This is a genomic window from Mesorhizobium sp. P5_C1 (assembly GCF_054049815.1).
On the sequence record NZ_JBFULQ010000041.1, the window covers coordinates 1 to 21653 of the forward strand.

Consider the following 21653-nt stretch of genomic DNA (forward strand, 5'->3'; position numbering starts at 1 on the left):
GTCATGGCGTGGTCCGTCGAGGCGCGTATCGACATCGATGTGGCAGCCATCAGGAGCAACACCTTCACCATGGAATGGCCGCCAAGGTCGGGATCAATGAAGGAATTCCCGGAAGTCGACAGGGCCGGCTGGTTCACCTTGCCCGAGGCCGAGGTCAAGATCCTCAAGGGGCAGCGGCCGATGCTGTCGGATCTTGCCAGGCAAAAAGACGCTGAATGAAGATCGCCGGCGATGCGGCCCATATAGCGCGCCGCGCTTTGAGGCTATGTTTTATGCATGTCGTTGTCCCAAGACCGGGACCACTTTTGGGCGACATGCATCAGGCCGCGGACTCATAAAGGCGAAGCGCCAATCTGATGGCCGCCAAGGCCAAAACAACTCCCCGCGCACGCGAGAACAATCACTAGCGCCGAATGTCGCAATTGAGCGCCAGCTCGGCGTATCTCATGGCGACTCTCTTACTGCTCCCGGTACAAATTATTGGTCAGGTCAGTTGACTCAAGGAGAATTTGCATGCGCGGTCATTGCTTATGTGGCGCTATTGCTTTCGAAGTCGATGGCCCGGCACAAGCATGCGTGAGCTGTCATTGTGAAAGTTGTCGGCGCCAATGTTCTGCGCCGATGACCACCTACATTGGCGTCTTGGACAGCCAATGGCGATGGCTGGGCAAGCCACCGAAGGTATTCAACTCTTCTCCCGGTGTGGAAAGAACATTTTGCGATGAATGTGGCTCGCCGCTGTCCTTCCGCTCAAAGAACATGTCCGGTGTAATGCATTTTTTTGCCGCAGCGATGGAGGAGCCGGAAAAATTTGCACCCACACTGCATGTCGCTTTTGAGGAGAAGCTCCCTTGGTTGAAACTCGCCGACGGCCTGCCGACACGGTTTGGGCCTGACTATACGAAAAACTAGTAAGGCAGGCCCACATAGTTCTCGGCGAGCGCAGTCGACGCTGCACGCGAGTGTACGAGGTAGTCGAGCTCGGCCTCCTGGATGCGCTGACCGAAATCGCCGGTGTCGGGAAAGCGGTGCAGGATCGTCGTCATCCACCAGGAAAAGCGCACCGCCTTCCAGACCCGTGCCAGCGCCTTGCCTGAATAGGCATCGATGCCGGCCATCGATTTGTCACGGTAGAAGTCGCGCAAACCGGCAAACAAGTAGCGTACATCGCTGGCGGCGAGATTGAGGCCCTTGGCGCCGGTCGGCGGCACAATGTGGGCGGCGTCCCCGACCAGGAACAGCCGGCCGAAACGCAGCGGCTCGGCAACGAAGGAGCGCAGCGGCGCGATCGACTTCTCGAAGGATGGGCCGGTGACGACGCTTGCYGCCGTCTGCTCCGGCAGGCGGCGGCGCAACTCGTCCCAGAAGCGGTCGTCCGACCACGCCTCGACGCGGTCGCCCTCGGGGCACTGGACATAGTAGCGGCTGCGATGCGTCGAGCGCATCGAGCACAGCGCAAAACCCCGCTCATGGTTGGCGTAGACCAGTTCGTGGTCGGCCGGCGGCACTTCGGCCAGCACGCCGAGCCAACCGAACGGATAGTGGCGCTCGAAGGTCTTCAGCGCGCGCTCAGGCACCGATTTGCGGCTGACGCCGTGATAGCCGTCACAGCCTGCAATAAAATCGCACTCGATGCGATGGGTGACGCCGTCCTTGTCATAGGTGGTAAAAGGCGCCTTGCCGTCGAAATCGTGCAGCGTGACGTTTGCCGCCTCGTAGATCGTGGTCAGTCCTGCCGCATCGCGCTTGTCCATCAGATCATGCGTCACTTCGGTCTGGCCGTAGACGGTGACATGCCTGCCGCCGGTCAGCGCCTCGATGTCGATGCGGTGCAGACGTCCGTCGAAGGCGAGCGAGATGCCGGAATGCGGCAGCCCTTCGGCGTGCAGCCGTGCCGCGGCACCCGCTTCCTCCAGCAACTCGACGGTACCCTGTTCGAGCACACCGGCGCGCACGCGGCCGAGCACATGCTCGCGGCTGGCGCGCTCCAGAATGACCGTCTCGATGCCGATCGTGCCGAGAAGCTGGCCAAGCAGCAGGCCGGACGGTCCGGACCCGACAATGAGGATCTGCGTGCGCATCAGCGTCCCAGGCTTTCGACCTGCCCGGCCAGTTCGGCGGTAAGGCGCAGCGACGCGGCTGTCGCCACCACCATCTGCGGCAGCAGCAGCCATTCCAGCGTCCAGGCAGCACCGGAGCGCTCCTGCTCATGCACCAGCGCCTGATGTATGCCGGAAAGCTGCGTGGCGTTGAAACGGGCAAGCGCCACCAGCGCCTCGGCCTTTACCGGATTCTGCTTGTGCGGCATGGCCGACGAGCCGCCACCGCCAGAGATTTCGATGTCGGCGCCGCCTTGCGCCATCAAGGCGATGTCCTGGCCAAACTTGCCGAGGCTGCCCGTCACCAGCGACAACCAGCCGGCGAAATCGGCGAGCGAATCGCGCTGGCTATGCCATTGCGGCGCATCGGCAAGGCCAAGCTTTGCCGCGAGGGCCGCGCGCACCGCCGGCCCCTTGTCATCCAACTTTTCCAGCGTGCCGGCCGCGCCGCCGAACTGCACCACCAACAGGCGCCTCGACTGTTCCACCAGCCTCTCCTGGTGTCGTTGCAGCGGCGCCCGCCATGCTGCCACGCGATTCGATACCCGGATGGGAATAGCGTTCTGCATGCGGGTGATCCCGGTCAGCGCCCTGCCCCCAAAACGCTCTTCGAGCGAGGCGAGGCGCATGCCGGTTTCGGTCAACAGCAGGCCAAGATGTTCGACGATGGATTTGAGCCGAAGCATCAGGCCGGTGTCGATGACATCCTGACTGGTCGCGCCGAAATGAACGGAGGCACCATGCGGTTCGCCGACCGCCGCCCTGATCTGGCGCACCAGTTCCGGCACGATGACGCCGTCCCTGGCGACACCGGCGCGCAGCAAGGCGGTGTCGGGCCGGAATGTGCTGAGCACAGCCACGATGGCTGCTGCCGCCTCCCCCGTGATCAGTCCGTTTTCCGCCTCCACTTCCGCCAGCGCGCGCTCGAAGGCCAGCATCGCCTCGATTTCCGCCTCGACGGAAAAAAGCCGGCTCGCTTCCTCGTCGCCGAGAAGAGCGGAGAGCAATGGATGGTCGAAGGGCGAAACGGTCATGGCGCGGGCCTCCTAGCTGTCGAAGAAGACCGTTTCCTTCTCCCCCTGGAGATGGACGTCGAAGACATAAATATCGCCGGTGCGCTCGGCGATCAGCGTCGGCACGCGGATGCGGTGCTCGATGCGCGCCAGGATCGGATCCTGCGCATTGGCCTTCTCCTCGTCGGAAAAATAGAGCCGTGTGTGYAGGCCGAGATTGATGCCACGGGCGACGATCCAGAGCGTGATATGCGGCGCCATCAGGCGGCCATCGGCGAAAGGCACGCGACCCGGCTTGATGGTGTCGAACGTGCACCGGCCGGTGTCCATGTCTGTCGGGCAGCGGCCCCAGCCGAAAAAGTTCGGATCGGCCGTGCCGCGCAGTTCCGCCGGCGAATTGTATAGCCCGTCGGCATCCGCCTGCCAGATCTCGATCAGCGCGTCCTTGAGCGGCGTGCCGGTGCCGTCGAGCACGCGGATGCGCAGGCCGATGCGCTCGCCCCTGGTCTTATCATTGACCATGGCGGCGCCAAGATCGCTCGGGTAGACGCCGCCGATGCCGCAGAAATTCGGCGTCAGCCCGATATGGACGTAGGGTCCCGCGGTTTGCGAGGGGCTTTCCCTGAGCCGGTCGAGCGACTGGGCCATCAATTGCCCTCCAGCCTGTTTTCGAACAGCGAGGAGCGGCGCCCGCGCAGCACGATGTCGAACTTGTAGGCGCGCGCGTCGAAGGGGATAGTCGATTGCATGTCGAGCGCAGCGATCAGCGTTTCGATCGCTGCCTTGTCGGGAATGCCGCGCGCGATGGGGCAGTGCCAGATCAGCGGGTCGCCCTCGAAATACATCTGCGTGATCAGCCGTTGCGCGAAGCCATGGCCGAAGACCGAAAAATGGATGTGCGATGGCCGCCAGTCGTTCGGCCCGTTCGGCCAGGGATAGGGACCGGGCTTGACGGTGCGAAAGGCATAGCCGCCATCCTCACTCGTGATGGCGCGGCCGCAGCCGCCGAAGTTCGGGTCGAGCGGCGCCAGGTAGCCGTCCTTCTTGTGGCGGTAGCGGCCGCCGGCATTGGCCTGCCAGAATTCGAGCAGTGCGCCGGGCACGCCAACGCCACGTTCGTCGAGCACCCGCCCATGGACGATGATGCGCTCGCCGATGGCGCTCTCGCCGGGTCTGGCGAAATTGTGGATCAGGTCGGCGTCGAGTTCGCCGAGTATGGCGTGACCGAAGAGCGGGCCGGCAATCTCCGAAAGCGTGTTGTCGAAGGCGAGCAGTGCCTTCTGCGGCGAACGCAGTACGGAAGTCTTGTAGTTCGGCGTCAGCGCCGGCGGATGCCATGTCCGGTCGCGCTGGAAGAAGGCGCCTGTCTCGGGCCTCCGGTTCGATCCGGACTCAGCGGGCATTCTTGGCTCCGTCCATTTCCGAAAACACGTCCTTGGCGATCTTGAAGGCACGGTTGGCGGCCGGCACGCCGGCATAGATGGCGACATGCAGGAACGCTTCGCAGATGTCGTCACGCGAGGCACCGGTGTTGGCGGTGGCGCGCACATGCATGGCGACCTCCTCATCATGGCCGAGTGCTGCCAGCAGCGCCAGCGTGACGATCGAGCGCTCGCGCTTGGTGAAGCCCGGCCGTGCCCACACCGTCCCCCAGGCGGCCTCGGTGATCAGCTCCTGGAAAGGCTGGTCGAAACCGGTGGCGGCGACCTCGGCCCGGTCGACATGCGGATCGCCGAGCACGGACCGCCGTACGCCAAGGCCCGTGCGATATCTGGCGGTGTTGCCGGGGACTTCATCCATGGGTTTCGGCTCCAAGGGCAAGCGATGCGATAAAATGGCGGATCAGGGCGACAAGTGCTTCGGGCTGTTCGACACAGGGAATATGTCCGGCGTCGCGGATGATCTCGAAGCGCGCGCCAGGAATGAGAGCGGCCAGCGAGCGGACAAGATCGGGAGGCGTCGAGCCGTCCTGATCACCGGCGATGCAAAGCGTCGGTACGGAGATACGGCGCGCGGCCTCGGTGAAATCGGCGTCGCGAACGGCCGCGCATGTCCCGAGATAGCCGGCGAGCGCCTGCCTGGTCAGCATGTTCCAGTAGCCGTCGAGCTCGGCTGAACGCGTTGCGTGGAAGCTGGGGGTGAACCACACTTTGAGCACACCATCGGCAATCTCCTGGATCCCTTTGCTTTCGACCGTTGCGATGCGCGTGTTCCAGCTGTCCGTCGTGCCGATCTTGTGGGCCGTGTCGCATAGGATCATGGCCTCGATGATCTCGGGTCGCCGGGCATAGAGGCCTTGCGCGACCATGCCGCCCACCGACAGGCCGCACAGTACGACCTTCTCCAACCCGAAATGATCGAGGAGCGCCGAGAGATCGTCGACATGATCGTCGATCGACCAGATGTCGCCGATGTCGGACAGGCCGTGGCCGCGCTTGTCATAGACCAGCAAGGGCATTTCCCCATCAAGAGCCGAGACAATTTCGTCCCAGATCCGGAAGTCGGTGCCGAGCGAATTGATGAACACGATCGGGCGCGCACTGCCGTTCGCCCTGACGTGACGGTGATGCAGCGTGATGCCGCCAATGGTGACGAATGGCACGATTTCGATCCTCCATCTCCACATTGCACAAGGCATTTGGTTCGGTAAAATGATATTTTGCGCCGTTTCATTAACTTAGGGGTTATCAAATCCATGTCCGAGAGCCGCATCCGGTTCCGTCACCTGCAGGCATTCCTGGAAGTTGCACGGCAAGGAAGCGTGGCGCGAGCGGCCGGTTTGCTGCATGTCAGCCCACCGGCGGTGACCAAGACGTTGCGCGAACTGGAAGAGGCGCTCGGCGTCGCGGTGGTCGAACGCGATGGCCGCGGCATCAGGCTGACGCGCATCGGCGAGATCTTCCTTCGCCATGCCGGCACGGCGATCACGGCGCTCAAGCAAGGCGTCGATTCCGTTCGGCAGGATGGGGCGGTCAACCGGCACCCGATCCGCATCGGCGCGCTGCCGACGGTGTCGGCGCGGGTGATGCCGCTTGCCATGACCCTGTTCCTCAAGGAGGGCACCGGGGCGGCGATCAAGATCGTCACCGGCGAGAACGCGGTGCTGCTCGAACAATTGCGCACCGGCGCGCTCGATCTCGTTGTCGGGCGGCTGGCAGCGCCGGAGAACATGACCGGCTTCTTCTTCGAGCACCTCTACTCCGAACAGGTGCTGTTCGTGGTGCGAGCGGGACATCCGCTGCTTGATCCCGAGCGGGACGTGTTCGCGCGCCTCGACGAATTCCCGATGCTGATGCCGACGCGGGAATCCGTCATCCGTCCCTTCGTCGACCGGCTGTTCATCACCAACGGCATGACCGCGCCGGCAACCGAGATCGAAACCGTCTCGGACTCGTTCGGTCGCGCCTTCCTGCGGCAGAGCAATGCCGTCTGGATCATTTCGGCCGGCGTCGTTGCCAATGAACTGGGCAGCGGTGCCTTCGTCGCCTTGCCGGTCAACACCGAGGAAACCAAGGGCCCGGTCGGCCTGACGATGCGGACGGACACGGCGCCCTCGCCGGCCTTCTCCATCCTGCTGCAGACCATCCGCGAAGCGGCAAGGCAATGCAGCTGACGTCTCGGACATTCCAACCGGACGTCGTCTCGGCCGGGCAGTTTCCTAACCCAGGGGTTAATGAAACACCGCAAAATATCATTTTACCGAACCAAACCGGTGGTGCACTGTGACGATGGAGGAGCCACAGAGGGAGGAAAATATGACCCACGCCATTGGCAGCAGATCCACAATTCCGGGCCTATCGCGACGCCAGTTCATCGCCACATCGATTGCCGGCGGCACGGCGCTCGCGCTTGGCGGCCGCGGCGCCTTTGCTCAAGCAGGCGACACGCTCAAGGTCGGCTTCGTCAGTCCGCGCACTGGGCCGCTCGCCGGTTTCGGCCAGACCGACGGCTACGTGCTCGACCTGGCCCGCAAGGCGCTGGCCGGCGGCCTCGACCTGGGCGGCAAGAAGTACAACGTCRAAATCCTCGACCAGGATACGCAGTCCGACCCGTCGCGCGCTGGCCAGTTGGCCAAGGACCTGATCAACAACCAGGCCATCGACCTGATGCTGGCGGTGTCGACGCCCGAGGTGATCAACCCGGTGGCCGACGCCTGCGAAGCCGCAGGGGTGCCGTGCCTGTCGACAGTCATGCCTTGGGAGGCCTGGTACTTCGGCCGCGGCGCCAAGCCCGGCGCGCCCTCGCCGTTCAAATGGACCTATCATTTCGGCTTCGGCGTCGGCGAGTTCTTCAAGACCTACATCTCGCAGTGGAACCTGATCGAGACCAACAAAAAGGTCGGCGTCATGTATCCGAACGACGCCGACGGCAACGCCATCCGCGCCAATCTGGCGCCACTGCTGGCCAAGCAGGGGTTCACCATCGTCGATCCCGGCGCCTATGAAACCGGCACCACCGACTATTCCTCGCAGATCGCGCTGTTCAAACAGGAAGGCGTCGAGATCTTCAATTCCTTCCCGATCCCGCCGGACTTCGCGGCGTTCTGGCGACAGGCGGCACAGCAAGGGCTGATCAAGCAGATCAAGATCTGCCAGGTCGCCAAGACCGGGTTGTTCCCCTCGGATATCGAAGCGCTAGGCGATCTCGGCATGAAGATTTCGAGTGCCGCCTACTGGCACAAGGCATTCCCCTACAAGTCGCCGCTGACCGGCGTTTCGGGAACCGAGCTGGCCGACGGCTACGAGGCGGCGAGCGGCAAGCAGTGGACGCAGCAGCTTGGCGCCTCGATGTCGCTGCTCGACGCCGGCTTCGAAGCGCTGAAGGCAAGCAGCGACGCCAAGGACAAGGCCGCGGTGGCCAAGGCGCTGAGCCAGCTCAAGACCGAGACGATGATCGGCAAGGTCGACTTCACCAGCGGCCCGGTGGCCAATGTCTCGCCCGGCCCGATCATCGGCACGCAATGGGTGGCCGCCAAGGAAGGAGCCAAGTTCCCGCTCGACTATGTCGTGACCGAGAATGCAACGGACCCGAAAGTGCCCATCGAAGCCAAGCTTGTGCCTTACAACGGCTGATGGACCGCTGACGAGGATCGCCTGGTGACCCATCCGCAACAACAGGCGATCCTCGCCGCCGCCGCTATCCACAAGCGCTTCGGCGCACTCGTGGTGCTGGATGCCGTCGACTTCACCATGGCCGCCGACGAGGCGGTCGGCATTGTCGGCCCGAACGGTGCAGGCAAGACGACGCTGCTCAGCGTGCTTGCCGGAGCTTTTCCACCAAGCTCGGGCACTGTCAGCTTCAGGGGTGGCGATGTGACCGCACTGCCGGCGACGCAGCGCTGCCGGCTCGGCCTGGTGCGCACGCACCAGGTGCCAAAGCCGTTCAGCGGTATGACCACCTTCGAGAATGTCTTCGTCGCCGCCTCGCACGGCGCCGGTCTCGGCCGCGACGAGGCCTATGAAGAGGCGCTCGGCTCGCTGAAACTGTGCGGCATGCTGGGCGTCGCCAACCGGCGCGCCGAAACGCTCGGGCTGCTCGACCGCAAGCGGCTGGAACTGGCAAGGGCGCTTGCCGCAAGACCGAGGCTGCTGCTGCTCGATGAGATCGGCGGCGGACTGACCGATGGCGAAGCCGGCGAACTTGTCGACACGATCAAGGAATTGCGCCGGCGCAAGATCGGCATCGTCTGGATCGAGCACATCGTGCATATCCTGCTGCAGGTGGCCGAGCGGCTGATCTGCATGGATGCCGGCAAGATCATCGCCGATGGCGAGCCGCAAGCGGTGATGGCCGACCCCGAGGTCGTGCGTGCCTATCTCGGCGGAGGCCCGAAATGAGCCTGCTGTCGGTCGAGAACTTGGTTGTCCGGCACGGCCTGCTGCAGGCGGTGCGCGGCGTGAGCTTGACCGTCGAACGCGGCGAGACGCTGGCGCTGGTCGGTGCCAATGGCGCCGGCAAGACGACGCTACTCCGGGCCATCGCCGGGGCGCATCAGCCGGCCGCCGGCCGCGTGCTGCTCGACGGCGCCGATCTCACCAGCGTGCCGTCGCACAGGCGCGTCGGCATGGGCATCGCGCTGGTGCCGGAGGGACGCAAACTGTTTGTGCAGATGACGGTCGAGGAGAACCTCCTGCTCGGCAGGACCGTCGGCCGGCCGGGCGACTGGAGCGTCGACAAGGTGCTCGAGATGTTCCCCAACCTCAAGCCGCGCCGCCATACCAAGACGGGCCACCTTTCGGGCGGCGAGCAGCAGGCGACGGCGATCGGCCGGGCCTTGATGAGCAACCCGGAACTGCTGCTGCTCGACGAGGTTTCGCTCGGTCTGTCGCCGCTGATCGTCGACCGTGTCTACGCCGCGTTGCAAGGGCTGATCGCTTCGGGCACGACGATCATCTTGGTCGAACAGGACCTCAACCGGGCGCTCGCTGTATCCAACAGGGTGATCTGCATGCTCGAAGGGCGTGTCGCGCTCGAAGGAGCAAGCAAGGAGGTTTCGCGCGACGAGGTGACGAAGGCCTATTTCGGCCTGCCCCGGAAAAGCACCGGGAGCGTTCCCGCATGAGCAACCAGATCATCCAGGGCATCCTACTCGGCGGCTACTACGCGCTGATCGCCTGCGGCCTGTCGTTCATGTTTTCGGTGATGCGCATCATCAACCTCGCCCATGGCAGCCTTGCCGTGTTTTCCGCCTATGCGCTGTGGTTGCTGGCCTCGCGATTCAACGTCTCGCCCTTTGTCGGCCTGCTCATCGTGCTGCCATTGATGGCGGCGATCGGCTGGGCGCTGCAGCGCTTCCTGCTCGAACGCAGCGCGCGCGGTGGAGCCCTGCTGCCGATCCTTACGACGTTCGGCCTGGCCATCGTCATCGACAATCTGCTGTTCGAGCAGTTCGGCGCCGACACGCGTTCGCTGGCGCCCTATATCGGCAGCCTGTCCTATGATTCCTGGGAATGGCCAGGCAGCATATATGTCGGCAAGCTCGCGGTGATAATGTTCGCCACCGCAATTGTCCTGCTCGGCGGGCTGCAATTGTTCCTCACGCACACCAGGCTTGGCCGCTCGATTCGCGCCACCTCGGAAGACCCCGATACGGCCGGCCTGGTCGGTGTCGACGCCCGCCGCGCCAACGCCATTGCCGCGGCCATCGCCATGGTCACGGTCGGTCTTGCCGGCGCGTTCCTGGGCATGCGCGCCACCTTCGATCCCTATGCCGGGGCGCCGCAATTGCTGTTCGCTTTCGAGGCGGCGGTGATCGGTGGCGCCGGTTCGCTGTGGGGAACGCTGATTGGTGGCATCGTGCTGGCGCTTGCGCAGACGCTTGGCGCGCAAGTGCATCCGCAGGGGTTCCTGATCGGCGGCCACGCTGTCTTTCTCGTCGTCCTTTTTGTGCGGCTGTCCACGTCCGGCCTCGGCCTGCGCGGCCTGCTGCGCCTCGGGAAGACGTCATGAGCACTCTCGCCACCATGCCTGTCATCGAGCGCGGCACGGCGACGTCGCGGATCGCCGCGATGGCCGTCGCCGTCATCATCGCGTTGCTGGCGATCGCGCCGCAGTTCCTGTCGGCCGGCGCGGTCGACCGCATGACCGCACTGTTCATCTATGTAATCCTGGCGGCGATGTGGAATGCGCTGGCCGGCTTCGGCGGCCTGGTCTCGGTCGGCCAGCAGGTGTTCTTCGGGCTCGGCGCCTATTTCGCCATCCGGCTGGCCGATGCGGGCCTCAACCCGTTCCTGGCGCTGTTCGCCTCGGGCCTTGTCGTTGGCGTGGTGTCTATCCCGCTCTCGCTGGTCATGCTGCGGCTGAGAAATGGCGAATTCGCCATCGGCATGTGGGTGATCGCCGCGCTGACGCATCTGCTGGTCAATCTCGACCGGCTGGTGCAGGGCGAAACCGGCACCTCGCTGATCTCGCTGAATGTCTACGACGCCGGCACGAGGCGAGCGACGATCTACTGGCTGGCGCTGGCCTCGATGACCGCGCTGCTTGCCATCCTGTTTGGTCTGCTGCGCGGCAGCACCGGTGCCGCGATCCGCGCGATACGGGACAATGAGGACGCCGCCGCCTCGGTCGGCGTGCGCGTCACCGGCACCAAGCGGCTGCTGTTCGTGCTCGCTGCCTTCGGCATCGGCATTGCCGGTGCGCTGTGGCTGGCGACCTCCATCACCTTCCAGCCGAAGACCTACTTCAACGTGCAATGGACCGCCTACATGATCTTCATGGTGCTGGTTGGCGGCATCGGCACTTTCGAGGGCGCTATTCTCGGCGCGTTGGTGTTCTTCCTCATCGAGACATGGTTCGGCGGCACCGGCGTCTGGTACCTGGTCGGGCTCGGCGCCACGGCTGTGGTCTTCTCACTTTTCCTGCCGCGCGGCCTGTGGGGGACGATCGAGGAGCGCTTTGGGCTTCGCCTGCTGCCGGTCGGTTATCGCGTCAGGCTCGCAGCTGCCTCCGCAGATGACGACGCGACGCCACAACAAACCACGAAGCATCAGGAAAAGGCATGACCATGCTCTTCGGCAAGACCATCCTTGTCACCGGCGTCGCTTCCGGCATTGGGGCGCGCACCACGGAACTCGCCGGCCAGCTCGGCGCCGATGTGATCGGCGTCGATGTGCGTGAGCCGGCTGCCGCGGTTGGCAGCTTCGTCAAGGCCGACATCTCTAGCAAGGCTGGTGTCGACGATCTCATCGCGCGTCTGCCGCAGCGTATCGACGCACTCTGCAATGTCGCTGGCCTCTCCGGCAACACCGGTGCGGCGGCGACACTGGCCGTCAATTTCTTCGGGCTGCGGGCGCTTTCGGAAGGACTTGTGCCAAAACTTCGCGAAGGCGGCGCCATCGTCAACGTCGCCTCGATCGCCGGCTATGGCTGGCGCGCCCATCTCAATCGCGCCGCCTCGATGGTCGGCATCGAAGGTTTTCCCGATGTCGCCGAGGTGGTCTGCGACCACGCAGTCAGGAACGAGGAAGGCTATCCCGTCTCCAAGGAACTGCTGCTGCTATGGACCTTCCGTGCGGCGCACCAGGATCTGTTCAAACGCCGCGGCATCCGCGTCAATGCGGTAAGCCCTGGCCCGGTCGAGACACCGATCCTCAAACAGTTCCGCACCGTGCTCGGCGACGCCCGCGTCGACAGCGACATTGCCAGGGTCGGACGGGCTGGCACAGCGGGCGATATCGCACCGGTAGTCTTGTTCCTGTGCTCGGACGGCGCGCGCTGGATCAACGGCGCCAACGTGCCGGTCGATGGTGGCCTCGAAGCATCGATCAACGCCGAAATGTTCGGATTCTAGACCATGATCCTGAAAAGCGGGAACCGGTTTTCGGAAAAGATCATGGGCAAACAAGAATAGAGGGATGGAGACAGTCATGGACATCGGACTTCTGATCGATGGCGACGAACGGGCTGCCTCAGGTGCGGCGTCCTACGAGCGCATGGACCCGTTCACCGGCAGGCTGGCGACACGCGCCGCCGCGGCCAGCATTGCTGACGCCAACGCCGCGGTAGAGGCCGCAGCGGCCGCCTTTCCGGCCTGGTCGAAGACCGGGCCCGGTGAGCGCCGCGCCTTGCTGAGCAAAGCGGCCGACGTCATGGCCTCGAAGGTCGGCGAGTTTACCAAGCTGATGATGGAAGAGACCGGCGCGACCGGCCCGTGGGCCGGCTTCAACGTCATGCTGGCGGCCAACATGCTGCGCGAGGCGGCGGCGATGACGACGCAGATTTCGGGCGAGATCATCCCATCCGACAAGCCGGGCACGCTGGCCATGGCGATCCGCCAGCCGGCTGGCGTGTGCCTCGGCATCGCGCCGTGGAATGCGCCGGTCATTCTCGGCACCCGCGCCATCGCCATGCCGATCGTCTGCGGCAACACGGTGGTGCTGAAAGCTTCCGAAATGTGCCCCGGCACACACCGGCTGATCGGCCAGGTGCTGGTCGAGGCCGGCCTGCCGAAGGGCGTCATCAATGTCGTCACCAACGATCCGAAGGACGCCGCCGGCATTGTCGAGGCGCTGGTCGCGCATCCTGCAGTCAAGCGCGTCAACTTCACCGGCTCGACCAAGGTGGGCAGGATCATCGCCGAACTCGCTGGACGGCACCTGAAGCCGGCGCTGTTCGAACTCGGCGGCAAGGCGCCGTTGCTGGTGCTGGACGATGCCGACATCGACGCGGCCGTCAACGCCGCCACCTTCGGCGCGTTCATGCATCAGGGCCAGATCTGCATGTCGACCGAGCGTCTGATCGTCGACGAAAAGGTCGCCGATGAATTCGTTTCCAAGCTCGCGGCACGCGCGTCGCAACTGCCGGCGGGCGATCCACGCGGCCATGTCGTACTGGGCTCCCTGATCAGCAGCCAAGCGGCCGACAAGATGGAGGAACTCATCACCGATGCCGTCGCCAAGGGCGCCAGGCTCGTGGCCGGCGGCAAGCGCAGTGGCACCGTGGTGGAAGCGACATTGCTCGACCACGTCACGCCGGCCATGCGCGTCTATGCCGAAGAATCCTTCGGGCCGGTCAAGCCGGTGATCCGGGTCAAGGGCGAGGACGAGGCCGTGCGTGTCGCCAACGACACCGAATACGGCCTGTCGTCAGCCGTCTTCAGCCGCGACATCAAGCGTGCCATGGCGGTCGCCGCGCGCATCGAAGCCGGCATCTGCCATATCAATGGCCCAACCGTCGGCGACGAGGCACAAATGCCGTTCGGCGGCGTCAAGGGCTCGGGCTATGGCCGTTTCGGCGGCAAGGCATCGATCGCCGAGTTCACCGATTTGCGCTGGGTGACGATCGAGGATCCGGGCCAGCATTATCCGTTCTGAACCGACCCCTTTGGACGGTTCGACTTCGGTCAGGCCGCCTGTGAGGGCGTGAAGCGAACACTGGCGGATCGCATCTGGCCGGGCGCCAGCACGATGCGGCCGGTGTCGATGCCCGCGTCGCGGTTGAAGGCATCGGTGATGTTGGTGACCGGCTCGGCGCAAAAGAGCGGCTCGCCGGGCGGCGTGTAGAGTACGAGGAAATCGAGCGGCATCTCGGCCTCGATCTCCAGTTGCCGTCCATGTTCCGGCCAGCAAATCCGGGCCCGGCGCGTCCATCCGGTGAAGACGGTATCGAAGTCCGTCTCGGACACATCGAAGCCCGTGGTGGGGTTGGCACCGGCCGGCGGCAGGACGTGGCGGGTTGGCAAGATGTCCGCATCGGTCTCCCACATGCCGGACACCGGCGCCTGGACATGCGTCCACGGCGTCGATGGGAAATAAGGATGCAGGCCGAACCCGGCCGGCATCGGCGTGTCCGAGAGATTGCGCAGCGAAATGGTGATGCCCAGACTGCCATCGGCCAGCGAGATGACTTGCTCGGCCTCGTAGCTCCATGGCCAGGAGTCGGCGGCGTGGCGATAGCGCAAGACGACAGCGCTGGGTTCGTGTCGCCCGACTGTCCATGGCCGACGCCAGCCATGGCCGTGCTCATGATGCGGGTCATCGGGGCTTGTCGGCAGTGTGACGGTACGACCAGCGAAGGCGAAGCGACCACCCCTTATGCGATTGGAATAGGGAACCAGCGGGAAGCAGGCCATGGCGCCGGCATCGCGGCGGCTGATCGCCGCCTGATCGGCCGGGCGTAGCAAGTCCACGACAGAGCCGTCTTGCCGCCAGCGATACGACGCTACCGCACCGCCGGCGGCCGGAGCAATCTCCGCCGTCGCAATGCCGTCGCTGATCGAAAGCAGTTGCTGCCCCACAACGGCTGCTGAATTCTTTGTCATCGGCATGTCCCCATCCCTTGACTCCAATCGCCACGGCTATAAGACATATCATATGAATAGTATGAAGAATAAGAAATCTTTTAGCACGGCGCGGACTTCGCGAGTCGCCGTCGCGGTTTCCAGCGGCTCCACGGCACTGCATGCGACGGTTGTCGAGCAGATCGGGTTGCGCATCGTGCAGGGCGATTTCCTGCCCGGCGAGGCACTGCCCAATGCGGACGATTCCAGCGAGATGCTGGGGGTCAGCCGCACGGTGCTGCGCGAGGCGATCAAGGTGCTGGCCGGCAAGGGGCTTGTCGAATCGCGGCCGAAGACCGGCACAAGGGTGCGTCCCCGCTCCGACTGGAACTTCCTCGACCCGGACGTCCTGTCGTGGCGTTACGCCAGAGGTGTCAGCGCCGACGATGTGCGGGCGCTGTTCGAACTGCGCCGGGCCATCGAGCCGATGTCGGCCGCACTCGCCGCGCAGCGCGCCACGCCGGCGCAGATCGCCGAGATCAACGCCGCGCTCGCCGAAATGGAAGCCGTTGTCGACGACGGCGACCGCTTCGCCAAGCCTGACCTGCTTTTCCACCAGACCATTCTGCGCATGACGGGCAACGAGCTGATCGGCTCGCTCGCTGCACTGGTCGAAACCGCGCTGGTGATGAGCTTCCGCCTCTCCAACGACAATCCGGAAGGACAGCGCCACTCTTTGCCGCTGCACCGGGAAGTGGCTGAGAAGATCGCCGCGCGCGATGCCGCCGGCGCGCAAAAGGCGCTGCTGGTGCTCATCGACGATGCCGAGGAAGACGTGCGCCGCAGTGTCGAGAACCGCAACAGGCGCCGCGCCAATCGGGAGCTGGCTTCGTGACCGAGACCAAACGCAAGCTGCGGTCCGAGGCCTGGTTCGGCGGCGAAGGCAAGAATGCCTTCATGCACCGCAGCTGGATGAAGAACCAAGGCATTCCCGCCGACGCTTTCGACGGCCGCCCGGTGATCGGCATCTGCAACACCTGGTCGGAACTGACACCATGCAACGCGCATCTGCGCGCCCTGGCCGACCACGTCAAACGTGGCGTCTATGAAGCCGGCGGCCTGYCGCTGGAATTTCCGGTCATGTCATTGGGCGAGAGCAACATGCGCCCCACCGCCATGCTGTTTCGCAATCTGGTCAGCATGGATGTCGAGGAATCCATCCGCGGCAATCCTATCGACGGCGTCATCCTGCTGGTCGGCTGCGACAAGACCACGCCTGCGCTGCTCATGGGTGCTGCATCATGCAATCTGCCGACCATCACCGTTTCCGGCGGACCGATGCTCAACGGCAAGTTCCGCGGACAAGATATTGGCTCGGGCACGCATGTCTGGAAATTCGCCGAAGAGGTGAAGGCCGGCCGCATGCCGGTCGCCGATTTCCTGGCCGCCGAACAGGGCCAGAGCCGGTCGGCGGGCAGCTGCATGACAATGGGCACGGCTTCGACCATGGCCAGCATGGTGGAGGCGCTCGGCATCGGCATGCCGGACAATGCCGCGATCCCGGCGGTGGATTCACGCCGTGGCGTGCTCGCCCAGATGGCCGGACGCCAGATCGTCGAGCTGGTCCGCAAGGATGTGACGATCGCGCAGATTCTCACCAGGCAAGCGTTCGAGAACGCTATTCGCGTCAATGGCGCAATCGGCGGCTCGACCAATGCAGTGCTGCACCTGATCGCCATCGCCAACCGTGTAGGCGTCGATCTCAGCCTCGATGACTGGGACCGCCTTGRCCGCGACGTTCCGACCATTGTCGATTTGATGCCATCGGGCCGGTTCCTGATGGAAGATTTCTACTATGCCGGGGGGCTGGCTGCGGTCATGGCGTCGCTTGATKAAGTGGGGCTTCTTCATCGCGACGCCATGACCGTCAGCAACAAGACCATTGGCGAGTTGATCGACGGCGCGCCCAACTACAACACCGAGGTCATCCGCCCGCTGAGCGACCCGCTGACCAGGGAAGGCGGCATCTCGATCCTGCGTGGCAATCTGGCGCCCAACGGGGCGGTCATCAAACCGTCGGCGGCAACGCCCGAGCTGATGCAGCATCGCGGCAAGGCGATCGTCTTCGAAAACATCGAGCACTACTACGCCCGCATCGACGATCCGGAGCTGGATATCGACGCCTCTTCAGTGATGGTGCTGAAGAACTGCGGACCGCGTGGCTACCCCGGGATGGCCGAGGTCGGCAACATGCCGCTGCCGGCCAAGCTGCTGAAGCAAGGCGTCTCCGACATGGTGCGCATCTCGGACGCGCGCATGAGCGGCACCGCCTACGGCACCGTGGTGCTGCATGTGGCACCGGAAGCAGCGGCCGGCGGGGCGCTGGCGCTGGTGCGCGATGGCGATCTCATCGAGCTGGACGTGGCCGGCCGGCGCCTGGAGCTTTTGGTGTCGGACGAGGAACTGGCTATCCGCCGACACAACTGGCAGCCGCCGACGCCGCCCGAAGGCGGCTACCAGAGCCTCTATGTCGAGCGCGTCCTGCAGGCCGACAAGGGCTGCGATTTCGACTTTCTCGTCGGTCGGCGCGATGCCGGCATCCCCCGGCATTCCCACTAGAGAGGCGCGCGCGATGGATGAAATCGGCGGCTACGCCACGTACCCCAGCCTCAAAGGCCGCAGCGTCTTCATAACCGGCGGTGGCAGCGGCATCGGCGAAAGCCTGGTGCGCCATTTCTGCGCGCAAGGCAGCCGCGTTGCCTTTGTCGATCGGGCCGAGGAGCCGTCCCGGCGCCTGGTCGACGCGATCGCGGCTGATGGACATCGTGCGCCGCTGTTCATTGCCTGCGACCTGCGCAACGTCGAGCAACTGCAGGCCGCAACGGTGCAAGCGATGCAGCACAACGGCCCGATCCAGGTTCTGTGCAACAATGCCGGCAACGATGATCGCCATCAAACCAGTGACGTGACGGTCGCCTATTGGGACGACCGCATGGCGGTCAATCTGCGCCACCAGTTCTTTGCGGCGCAAGCGGTGCGGCCGCAGATGAGCTCGCTGGGCGGCGGATCGATCATCAATTTCGGTTCCATCACCTGGATGGTCGGCGATCCCGATTGCCCCGCTTATGTGACGGCCAAGGCGGCGGTTTACGGCATGACGCGGGCGCTGGCCCGCGAGCTTGGTCCCGAGCGCATCCGCGTCAACTGCATGGTGCCTGGCTGGGTGATGACAGAGCGCCAGATGCGCTTGTGGCTGAACCCGGCCGGAGAGCGGCAGATCGAGGAGCGACAGTGCCTGCCCGACCGGCTGCAGCCCTCCGATATAGCGCGCATGGCGCTGTTCCTCGCCGCCGACGACAGCCGCATGTGCACAAGCCAGCAATTCATCGTCGATGCGGGCTGGGTGTGACCCGCACGGCTTCAAGGGAAGAAGGTACCTCATGCGTCTTGTTCAGTTCAGAATGCCCGATGGCAACAGGCGGGTTGGCCGCGTCTCCGACGACGGCAATCACCTGCACCCGCTCGAAAAGACCAGCACCGTGCTGGAACTGGCCGAAGCGGCAATTGCTGAGGGCGTTTCCATCGCCGCACTTGTCGAGAAGCGGAGGGGCACTGCAACGGTCGACTATGACGAGCTGTTGCGCGACGGCCGCGTGCTGGCCCCGGTCGACCATCCGGAACCGGCGCGCTTCCTGGTCACCGGCACGGGCCTGACCCATACCGGCAGCGCCGCGGCACGCGACAAGATGCATGTGCTTACGCATGGCGAGGACGCCGAGGAATCCGATTCACTGAAGATCTTCCGCATGGGTCTCGAGGGCGGCAAACCCGCCGCCGGGCAGATCGGAATCCAGCCCGAATGGTTCTTCAAGGGCGTCGGCACCTGCGTCGTGCCGCCCGGCGCTGCGCTGCCGATGCCGGCCTTCGCGCGCGCCGGCGCGGAAGAGGCCGAGATCGTCGGGCTCTATCTCAATGGGCCGGATGGCCGCCCCTATCGCATCGGCTATGCGCTCGGCAACGAATACTCCGACCATGTCACGGAAGCCGAGAACTACCTCTATCTTGCCCATTCAAAACTCCGCTCCTGCTCGATCGGCCCGGAGCTTTTGATCGGCGACCTGCCCGATGAAGTGCGCGGCCGTTCCCGCATCCTGCGCGACGGCGCCGTCGTCTGGGAGCAGGAGTTCCTGTCGGGCGAGGCGCACATGTCGCACTCGATCGCCAATCTCGAACATTTCCATTTCCGCTACCCGATGCACCGCAGAGCAGGCGACCTGCATGCCTACTTCTTCGGCGCGGCGGTGATGAGCTACGCCTCCGGCATCAAGACGGCTTCCGGCGACGAGTATGAAATCCAGGCACAGACATTCGGAAAGCCACTGCGCAACCGGATGGAGTCGGTGCCGGACGAGGGACTGGTCGCCGTCACCCAGCTGTGACGGCAAAGGTCCGGAAACTGCGGTCCACCAGAACGACAATGGGAGATTAAAAATGGGACTGAAAAAACTGTTTCTAAGAATGGCGGCAATCGGCCTCGGCATCGGCCTGATGACATCGGCAGCCTTGGCCGCGAACCTTCGGGTTCTGGCCTGGGACGGCTACGCCGACCCGGACTGGGTCAAGGATTTCACCGCGGCAACCGGCGTCGGCGTCGATGTCGTCTTCATCGGCAGCGATGACGAGATCTGGGCCAAGATCAAGGGCAGCGAAGGGCAGGACTTCGACGTCTTCGCCGTCAACACGGCCCAGTTGCAGCGCTACATCAAGGCCGATCTGGTGTCGCCGATCGACGTGACGAAGCTGGCCAACCAGAAAGAGGTGCTGCCGCGCTTCCGCGATCTCACGGCGGTGAGCGGCGTCACCAAGGACGGCAAGGTCTATGGCATTCCGTTCTGCTTCGACTCGATCGGCCTGATCTACGACACCGACAAGGTCAAGCCGGCACCGACATCGATGTCGGTCCTGTGGGACCCGGCCTACAAAGGCAAAGTCCTGGCCTATGACAATGGCGAGCACAATTTCTCGTTCACCGCGCTGACGCTCGGCTACAAGGATCCGTTCAATCTGAATGAAGAACAGATGGCGGCGGTCAAGGCCAAGTTGGTCGAACTCAAGCGCAATGTGCTGAGCTTCTACACCACCGCCGACGAGGCGCAGCAGATCTATCAGAACAATGACGTGGCACTGATCTGGGCCAATTATGGCCAGCAGCAGGTCAAGGCACTGCAGAAGATCGGCGCCCATGTCGCCTACGTCAATCCGAGCGAAGGCGCGCTTGCCTGGCTCGACAACTGGGTCATCTCCAAGGGCGTCCGCGACAATGCGGCGGCCGAGAAATGGATCGACTTTATGCTGAGCAAGAAGGTCAGCGGCGAGCTTTCCGAGCGCACTGGTTTCGGCAACACGGTGACGGAGACCGGCAGCGCCGGCGGCAACGACAAGCTGGTCTGGCTCAACAATGTCGAGGATCCGCTGAAGCGGTCGGACATGTGGAACGAGATCAAGGCCACGCCCTGATCTTTCCGCACGAAGACTTCGAAGGACCCGGCGGTCCGGACGTTCCGGACCGCCGAAGCGTATGCGAGAGTATTCTATGAACCAGAACACCGACCTCTTGACGCTGCGGTCCGTCTCGAAATCCTACGGCACCGTTCCGGTGCTGCACGACATCGACCTGTCGATCAAGGACGGTGAGTTCCTGACCGTTCTTGGGCCGTCAGGCTCCGGCAAGACCACGGTGCTGCGGCTGATCGGCGGGCTGGAACCACTGACGTCGGGCGAGATCCGGCTGGACGGCCACGACATCAGCCGCATGCCGATCAACCGGCGGCCATTCAACACCGTGTTCCAGGACTATGCGCTGTTCCCGCATCTGACCGTTTCCGGCAATGTCGGCTACGGGCTTTCGGTTCGCCACCTGCCGCGCAAGGAGATTGCGCGCCGCGTCGCGGAGGCGCTGGAGCTTGTCCAGCTCGGGCGTTTCACCGACCGCTTTCCGGCCCAGCTCTCCGGCGGCCAGCGCCAGCGCGTCGCCTTGGCCCGCGCGCTGATCTGCCAGCCGCGCCTGATCCTGCTCGACGAGCCGCTGGCAGCGCTCGACCTGGAGCTGCGCCGGCAAATGCAGGAGTTCCTGAAATCCATCCAGCGCGAAATCAAAACCACCTTCCTGTTCGTCACCCACGACCAGGAAGAAGCGATCGGCATGGCCGATCGGATATGCGTCATGCAGGCCGGCCATATCCGCCAGCTCGGCACACCGCACGAGCTGTACTACAAGCCGAATTGCGAGTTCGTGGCGCGCTTCTTCGGCGAAAACAATCTAGTGGCCGGAAAGCTTGGATCCGTCCAGGGCGAACTGCGATCGATCGAGACGACGCTCGGACGCCTGGTCTGTTCGATCCGTGACCAGCCGCATTTGAAGTCCGCGACGGATGGCGCCAGTGCCTTCGCTGCGTTCCGTCCCGAGGCCTTGCACCTTGCCGACGCAAAGGACACGGACAACCGCTTTTCCGGCACGATCGCCGACATGGCCTTCGCCGGCTCGTCGACCGTTGCCACCATCACGGTCGGCGCCGACCATGCTGGGCAACGCTTGCGGCTGCGCATGCCGAGCCGGGTCGACGGCAGCACGCTGCAATCCGGCGCGACGATCTCCCTCGCGTTTGCGCCGCATGAAGGTCACCTGGTGCTGGCATGAGCGGAACCGGCACGATACCGCTCGCAGAACGGCGATGGTCGCTGCTGGTGACGGTGCTGGCYTTCGCCTTGCCGGTSRTCTTCGTSCTCGTGCCGCTGGCGATCTTCCTCGGCTATAGCTTCTTC

The 21653-nt window shown here is 64.2% G+C and carries 22 protein-coding genes and 1 pseudogene; 16 read left to right on the forward strand and 7 right to left on the reverse strand.

The genetic code is table 11. The features are described 5' to 3' along the window. Both ACXJ7R_RS05775 and ACXJ7R_RS05780 read left to right on the forward strand, forming a co-directional pair. Positions 1-219, forward strand: a pseudogene (locus tag ACXJ7R_RS05775) (NUDIX hydrolase); the annotation flags it as partial. Between the two features lie 294 nt (positions 220-513). Beyond that, positions 514-912, forward strand: coding sequence for a GFA family protein (locus ACXJ7R_RS05780; protein ID WP_095080944.1), 399 nt, complete (start codon positions 514-516; stop codon positions 910-912). Here the strand turns inward: ACXJ7R_RS05780 and pobA are convergent. The 6 genes from pobA to pcaD are packed head-to-tail and all read right to left on the reverse strand — an operon-like array spanning position 909 to position 5714. Further along, entirely contained in the window at positions 909-2081 is a 1173-nt protein-coding gene (gene pobA / locus ACXJ7R_RS05785; RefSeq protein ID WP_457150960.1) for a 4-hydroxybenzoate 3-monooxygenase, read from the reverse strand. The two genes, ACXJ7R_RS05780 and pobA, sit on opposite strands and share 4 nt — an antisense overlap. Continuing rightward, the gene (locus ACXJ7R_RS05790; RefSeq protein WP_457150961.1) at positions 2081-3133 is read right to left on the reverse strand and encodes a 3-carboxy-cis,cis-muconate cycloisomerase; all 1053 of its coding nucleotides are present in this window, start codon (positions 3131-3133) and stop codon (positions 2081-2083) included. Before ACXJ7R_RS05790 ends, pobA begins: the two co-directional genes overlap by 1 nt. Positions 3134-3145: 12 nt before the next feature. Continuing rightward, the gene (gene pcaG / locus ACXJ7R_RS05795) at positions 3146-3760 is read right to left on the reverse strand and encodes a protocatechuate 3,4-dioxygenase subunit alpha (RefSeq protein WP_457150962.1); all 615 of its coding nucleotides are present in this window, start codon (positions 3758-3760) and stop codon (positions 3146-3148) included. After that, positions 3760-4515: a protocatechuate 3,4-dioxygenase subunit beta gene (gene pcaH / locus ACXJ7R_RS05800; protein WP_457150963.1), complete on the reverse strand. Its 756-nt coding sequence runs from the start codon at positions 4513-4515 to the stop codon at positions 3760-3762. The genes pcaG and pcaH overlap by 1 nt, the downstream gene beginning before the upstream one ends. Then, the gene (gene pcaC, locus ACXJ7R_RS05805; protein WP_095080935.1) at positions 4505-4912 is read right to left on the reverse strand and encodes a 4-carboxymuconolactone decarboxylase; all 408 of its coding nucleotides are present in this window, start codon (positions 4910-4912) and stop codon (positions 4505-4507) included. Before pcaC ends, pcaH begins: the two co-directional genes overlap by 11 nt. After that, the gene (pcaD, locus tag ACXJ7R_RS05810; RefSeq protein ID WP_457150964.1) at positions 4905-5714 is read right to left on the reverse strand and encodes a 3-oxoadipate enol-lactonase; all 810 of its coding nucleotides are present in this window, start codon (positions 5712-5714) and stop codon (positions 4905-4907) included. The genes pcaC and pcaD overlap by 8 nt, the downstream gene beginning before the upstream one ends. A gap of 93 nt (positions 5715-5807) precedes the next feature. Here pcaD and pcaQ point away from each other — a divergent pair, with 93 nt between their 5' ends. From pcaQ to ACXJ7R_RS05850, 8 genes are all read left to right on the forward strand, one after another. Beyond that, positions 5808-6725, forward strand: coding sequence for a pca operon transcription factor PcaQ (pcaQ, locus tag ACXJ7R_RS05815; protein WP_457150965.1), 918 nt, complete (start codon positions 5808-5810; stop codon positions 6723-6725). A 142-nt stretch (positions 6726-6867) separates the two neighbouring features. Continuing rightward, the gene (locus ACXJ7R_RS05820) at positions 6868-8184 is read left to right on the forward strand and encodes an ABC transporter substrate-binding protein (RefSeq protein WP_457150966.1); all 1317 of its coding nucleotides are present in this window, start codon (positions 6868-6870) and stop codon (positions 8182-8184) included. A gap of 21 nt (positions 8185-8205) precedes the next feature. Next, positions 8206-8949 (forward strand): ABC transporter ATP-binding protein, encoded by a 744-nt coding sequence (locus tag ACXJ7R_RS05825; protein WP_457150978.1) that lies wholly within the window; start codon positions 8206-8208, stop codon positions 8947-8949. Continuing rightward, a complete protein-coding gene (locus tag ACXJ7R_RS05830) occupies positions 8946-9674 on the forward strand; it encodes an ABC transporter ATP-binding protein (protein WP_457150967.1) in 729 nt (242 codons plus the stop codon). The genes ACXJ7R_RS05825 and ACXJ7R_RS05830 overlap by 4 nt, the downstream gene beginning before the upstream one ends. After that, the gene (locus tag ACXJ7R_RS05835) at positions 9671-10561 is read left to right on the forward strand and encodes a branched-chain amino acid ABC transporter permease (RefSeq protein ID WP_457150968.1); all 891 of its coding nucleotides are present in this window, start codon (positions 9671-9673) and stop codon (positions 10559-10561) included. The genes ACXJ7R_RS05830 and ACXJ7R_RS05835 overlap by 4 nt, the downstream gene beginning before the upstream one ends. After that, positions 10558-11616: a branched-chain amino acid ABC transporter permease gene (locus ACXJ7R_RS05840; RefSeq protein ID WP_457150969.1), complete on the forward strand. Its 1059-nt coding sequence runs from the start codon at positions 10558-10560 to the stop codon at positions 11614-11616. Before ACXJ7R_RS05835 ends, ACXJ7R_RS05840 begins: the two co-directional genes overlap by 4 nt. A 2-nt stretch (positions 11617-11618) precedes the next feature. Next, complete coding sequence (locus tag ACXJ7R_RS05845; RefSeq protein ID WP_457150979.1) at positions 11619-12404, forward strand: coniferyl-alcohol dehydrogenase; 786 nt, start codon at positions 11619-11621, stop codon at positions 12402-12404. A 76-nt stretch (positions 12405-12480) separates the two neighbouring features. Then, entirely contained in the window at positions 12481-13926 is a 1446-nt protein-coding gene (locus ACXJ7R_RS05850; RefSeq protein WP_457150970.1) for an aldehyde dehydrogenase, read from the forward strand. A gap of 29 nt (positions 13927-13955) precedes the next feature. On the opposite strand, the gene ACXJ7R_RS05855 is transcribed toward ACXJ7R_RS05850, so the two are convergent. Further along, positions 13956-14873, reverse strand: a complete 918-nt coding sequence (locus ACXJ7R_RS05855; protein ID WP_457150971.1) for an aldose 1-epimerase — start codon at positions 14871-14873, stop codon at positions 13956-13958. Between the two features lie 52 nt (positions 14874-14925). Between ACXJ7R_RS05855 and ACXJ7R_RS05860 the strand changes: the two genes are divergently transcribed. The 6 genes from ACXJ7R_RS05860 (at position 14926) to ACXJ7R_RS05885 (ending at position 21528) form a co-directional block, all read left to right on the forward strand. Continuing rightward, positions 14926-15726, forward strand: a complete 801-nt coding sequence (locus tag ACXJ7R_RS05860) for a FadR/GntR family transcriptional regulator (RefSeq protein ID WP_457150972.1) — start codon at positions 14926-14928, stop codon at positions 15724-15726. Continuing rightward, positions 15723-17450, forward strand: coding sequence for an IlvD/Edd family dehydratase (locus ACXJ7R_RS05865; RefSeq protein ID WP_457150973.1), 1728 nt, complete (start codon positions 15723-15725; stop codon positions 17448-17450). The genes ACXJ7R_RS05860 and ACXJ7R_RS05865 overlap by 4 nt, the downstream gene beginning before the upstream one ends. Before the next feature lie 13 nt (positions 17451-17463). Next, on the forward strand, positions 17464-18240 hold the full coding sequence (locus tag ACXJ7R_RS05870) for an SDR family NAD(P)-dependent oxidoreductase (RefSeq protein WP_457150974.1): 777 nt from the start codon (positions 17464-17466) through the stop codon (positions 18238-18240). A 31-nt stretch (positions 18241-18271) separates the two neighbouring features. Next, on the forward strand, positions 18272-19270 hold the full coding sequence (araD1, locus tag ACXJ7R_RS05875; RefSeq protein WP_457150975.1) for an AraD1 family protein: 999 nt from the start codon (positions 18272-18274) through the stop codon (positions 19268-19270). A gap of 52 nt (positions 19271-19322) precedes the next feature. Then, positions 19323-20348 (forward strand): ABC transporter substrate-binding protein, encoded by a 1026-nt coding sequence (locus tag ACXJ7R_RS05880; protein WP_457150976.1) that lies wholly within the window; start codon positions 19323-19325, stop codon positions 20346-20348. A 76-nt stretch (positions 20349-20424) separates the two neighbouring features. After that, entirely contained in the window at positions 20425-21528 is a 1104-nt protein-coding gene (locus tag ACXJ7R_RS05885) for an ABC transporter ATP-binding protein (RefSeq protein WP_457150977.1), read from the forward strand. Positions 21529-21653: the final 125 nt, after the last annotated feature.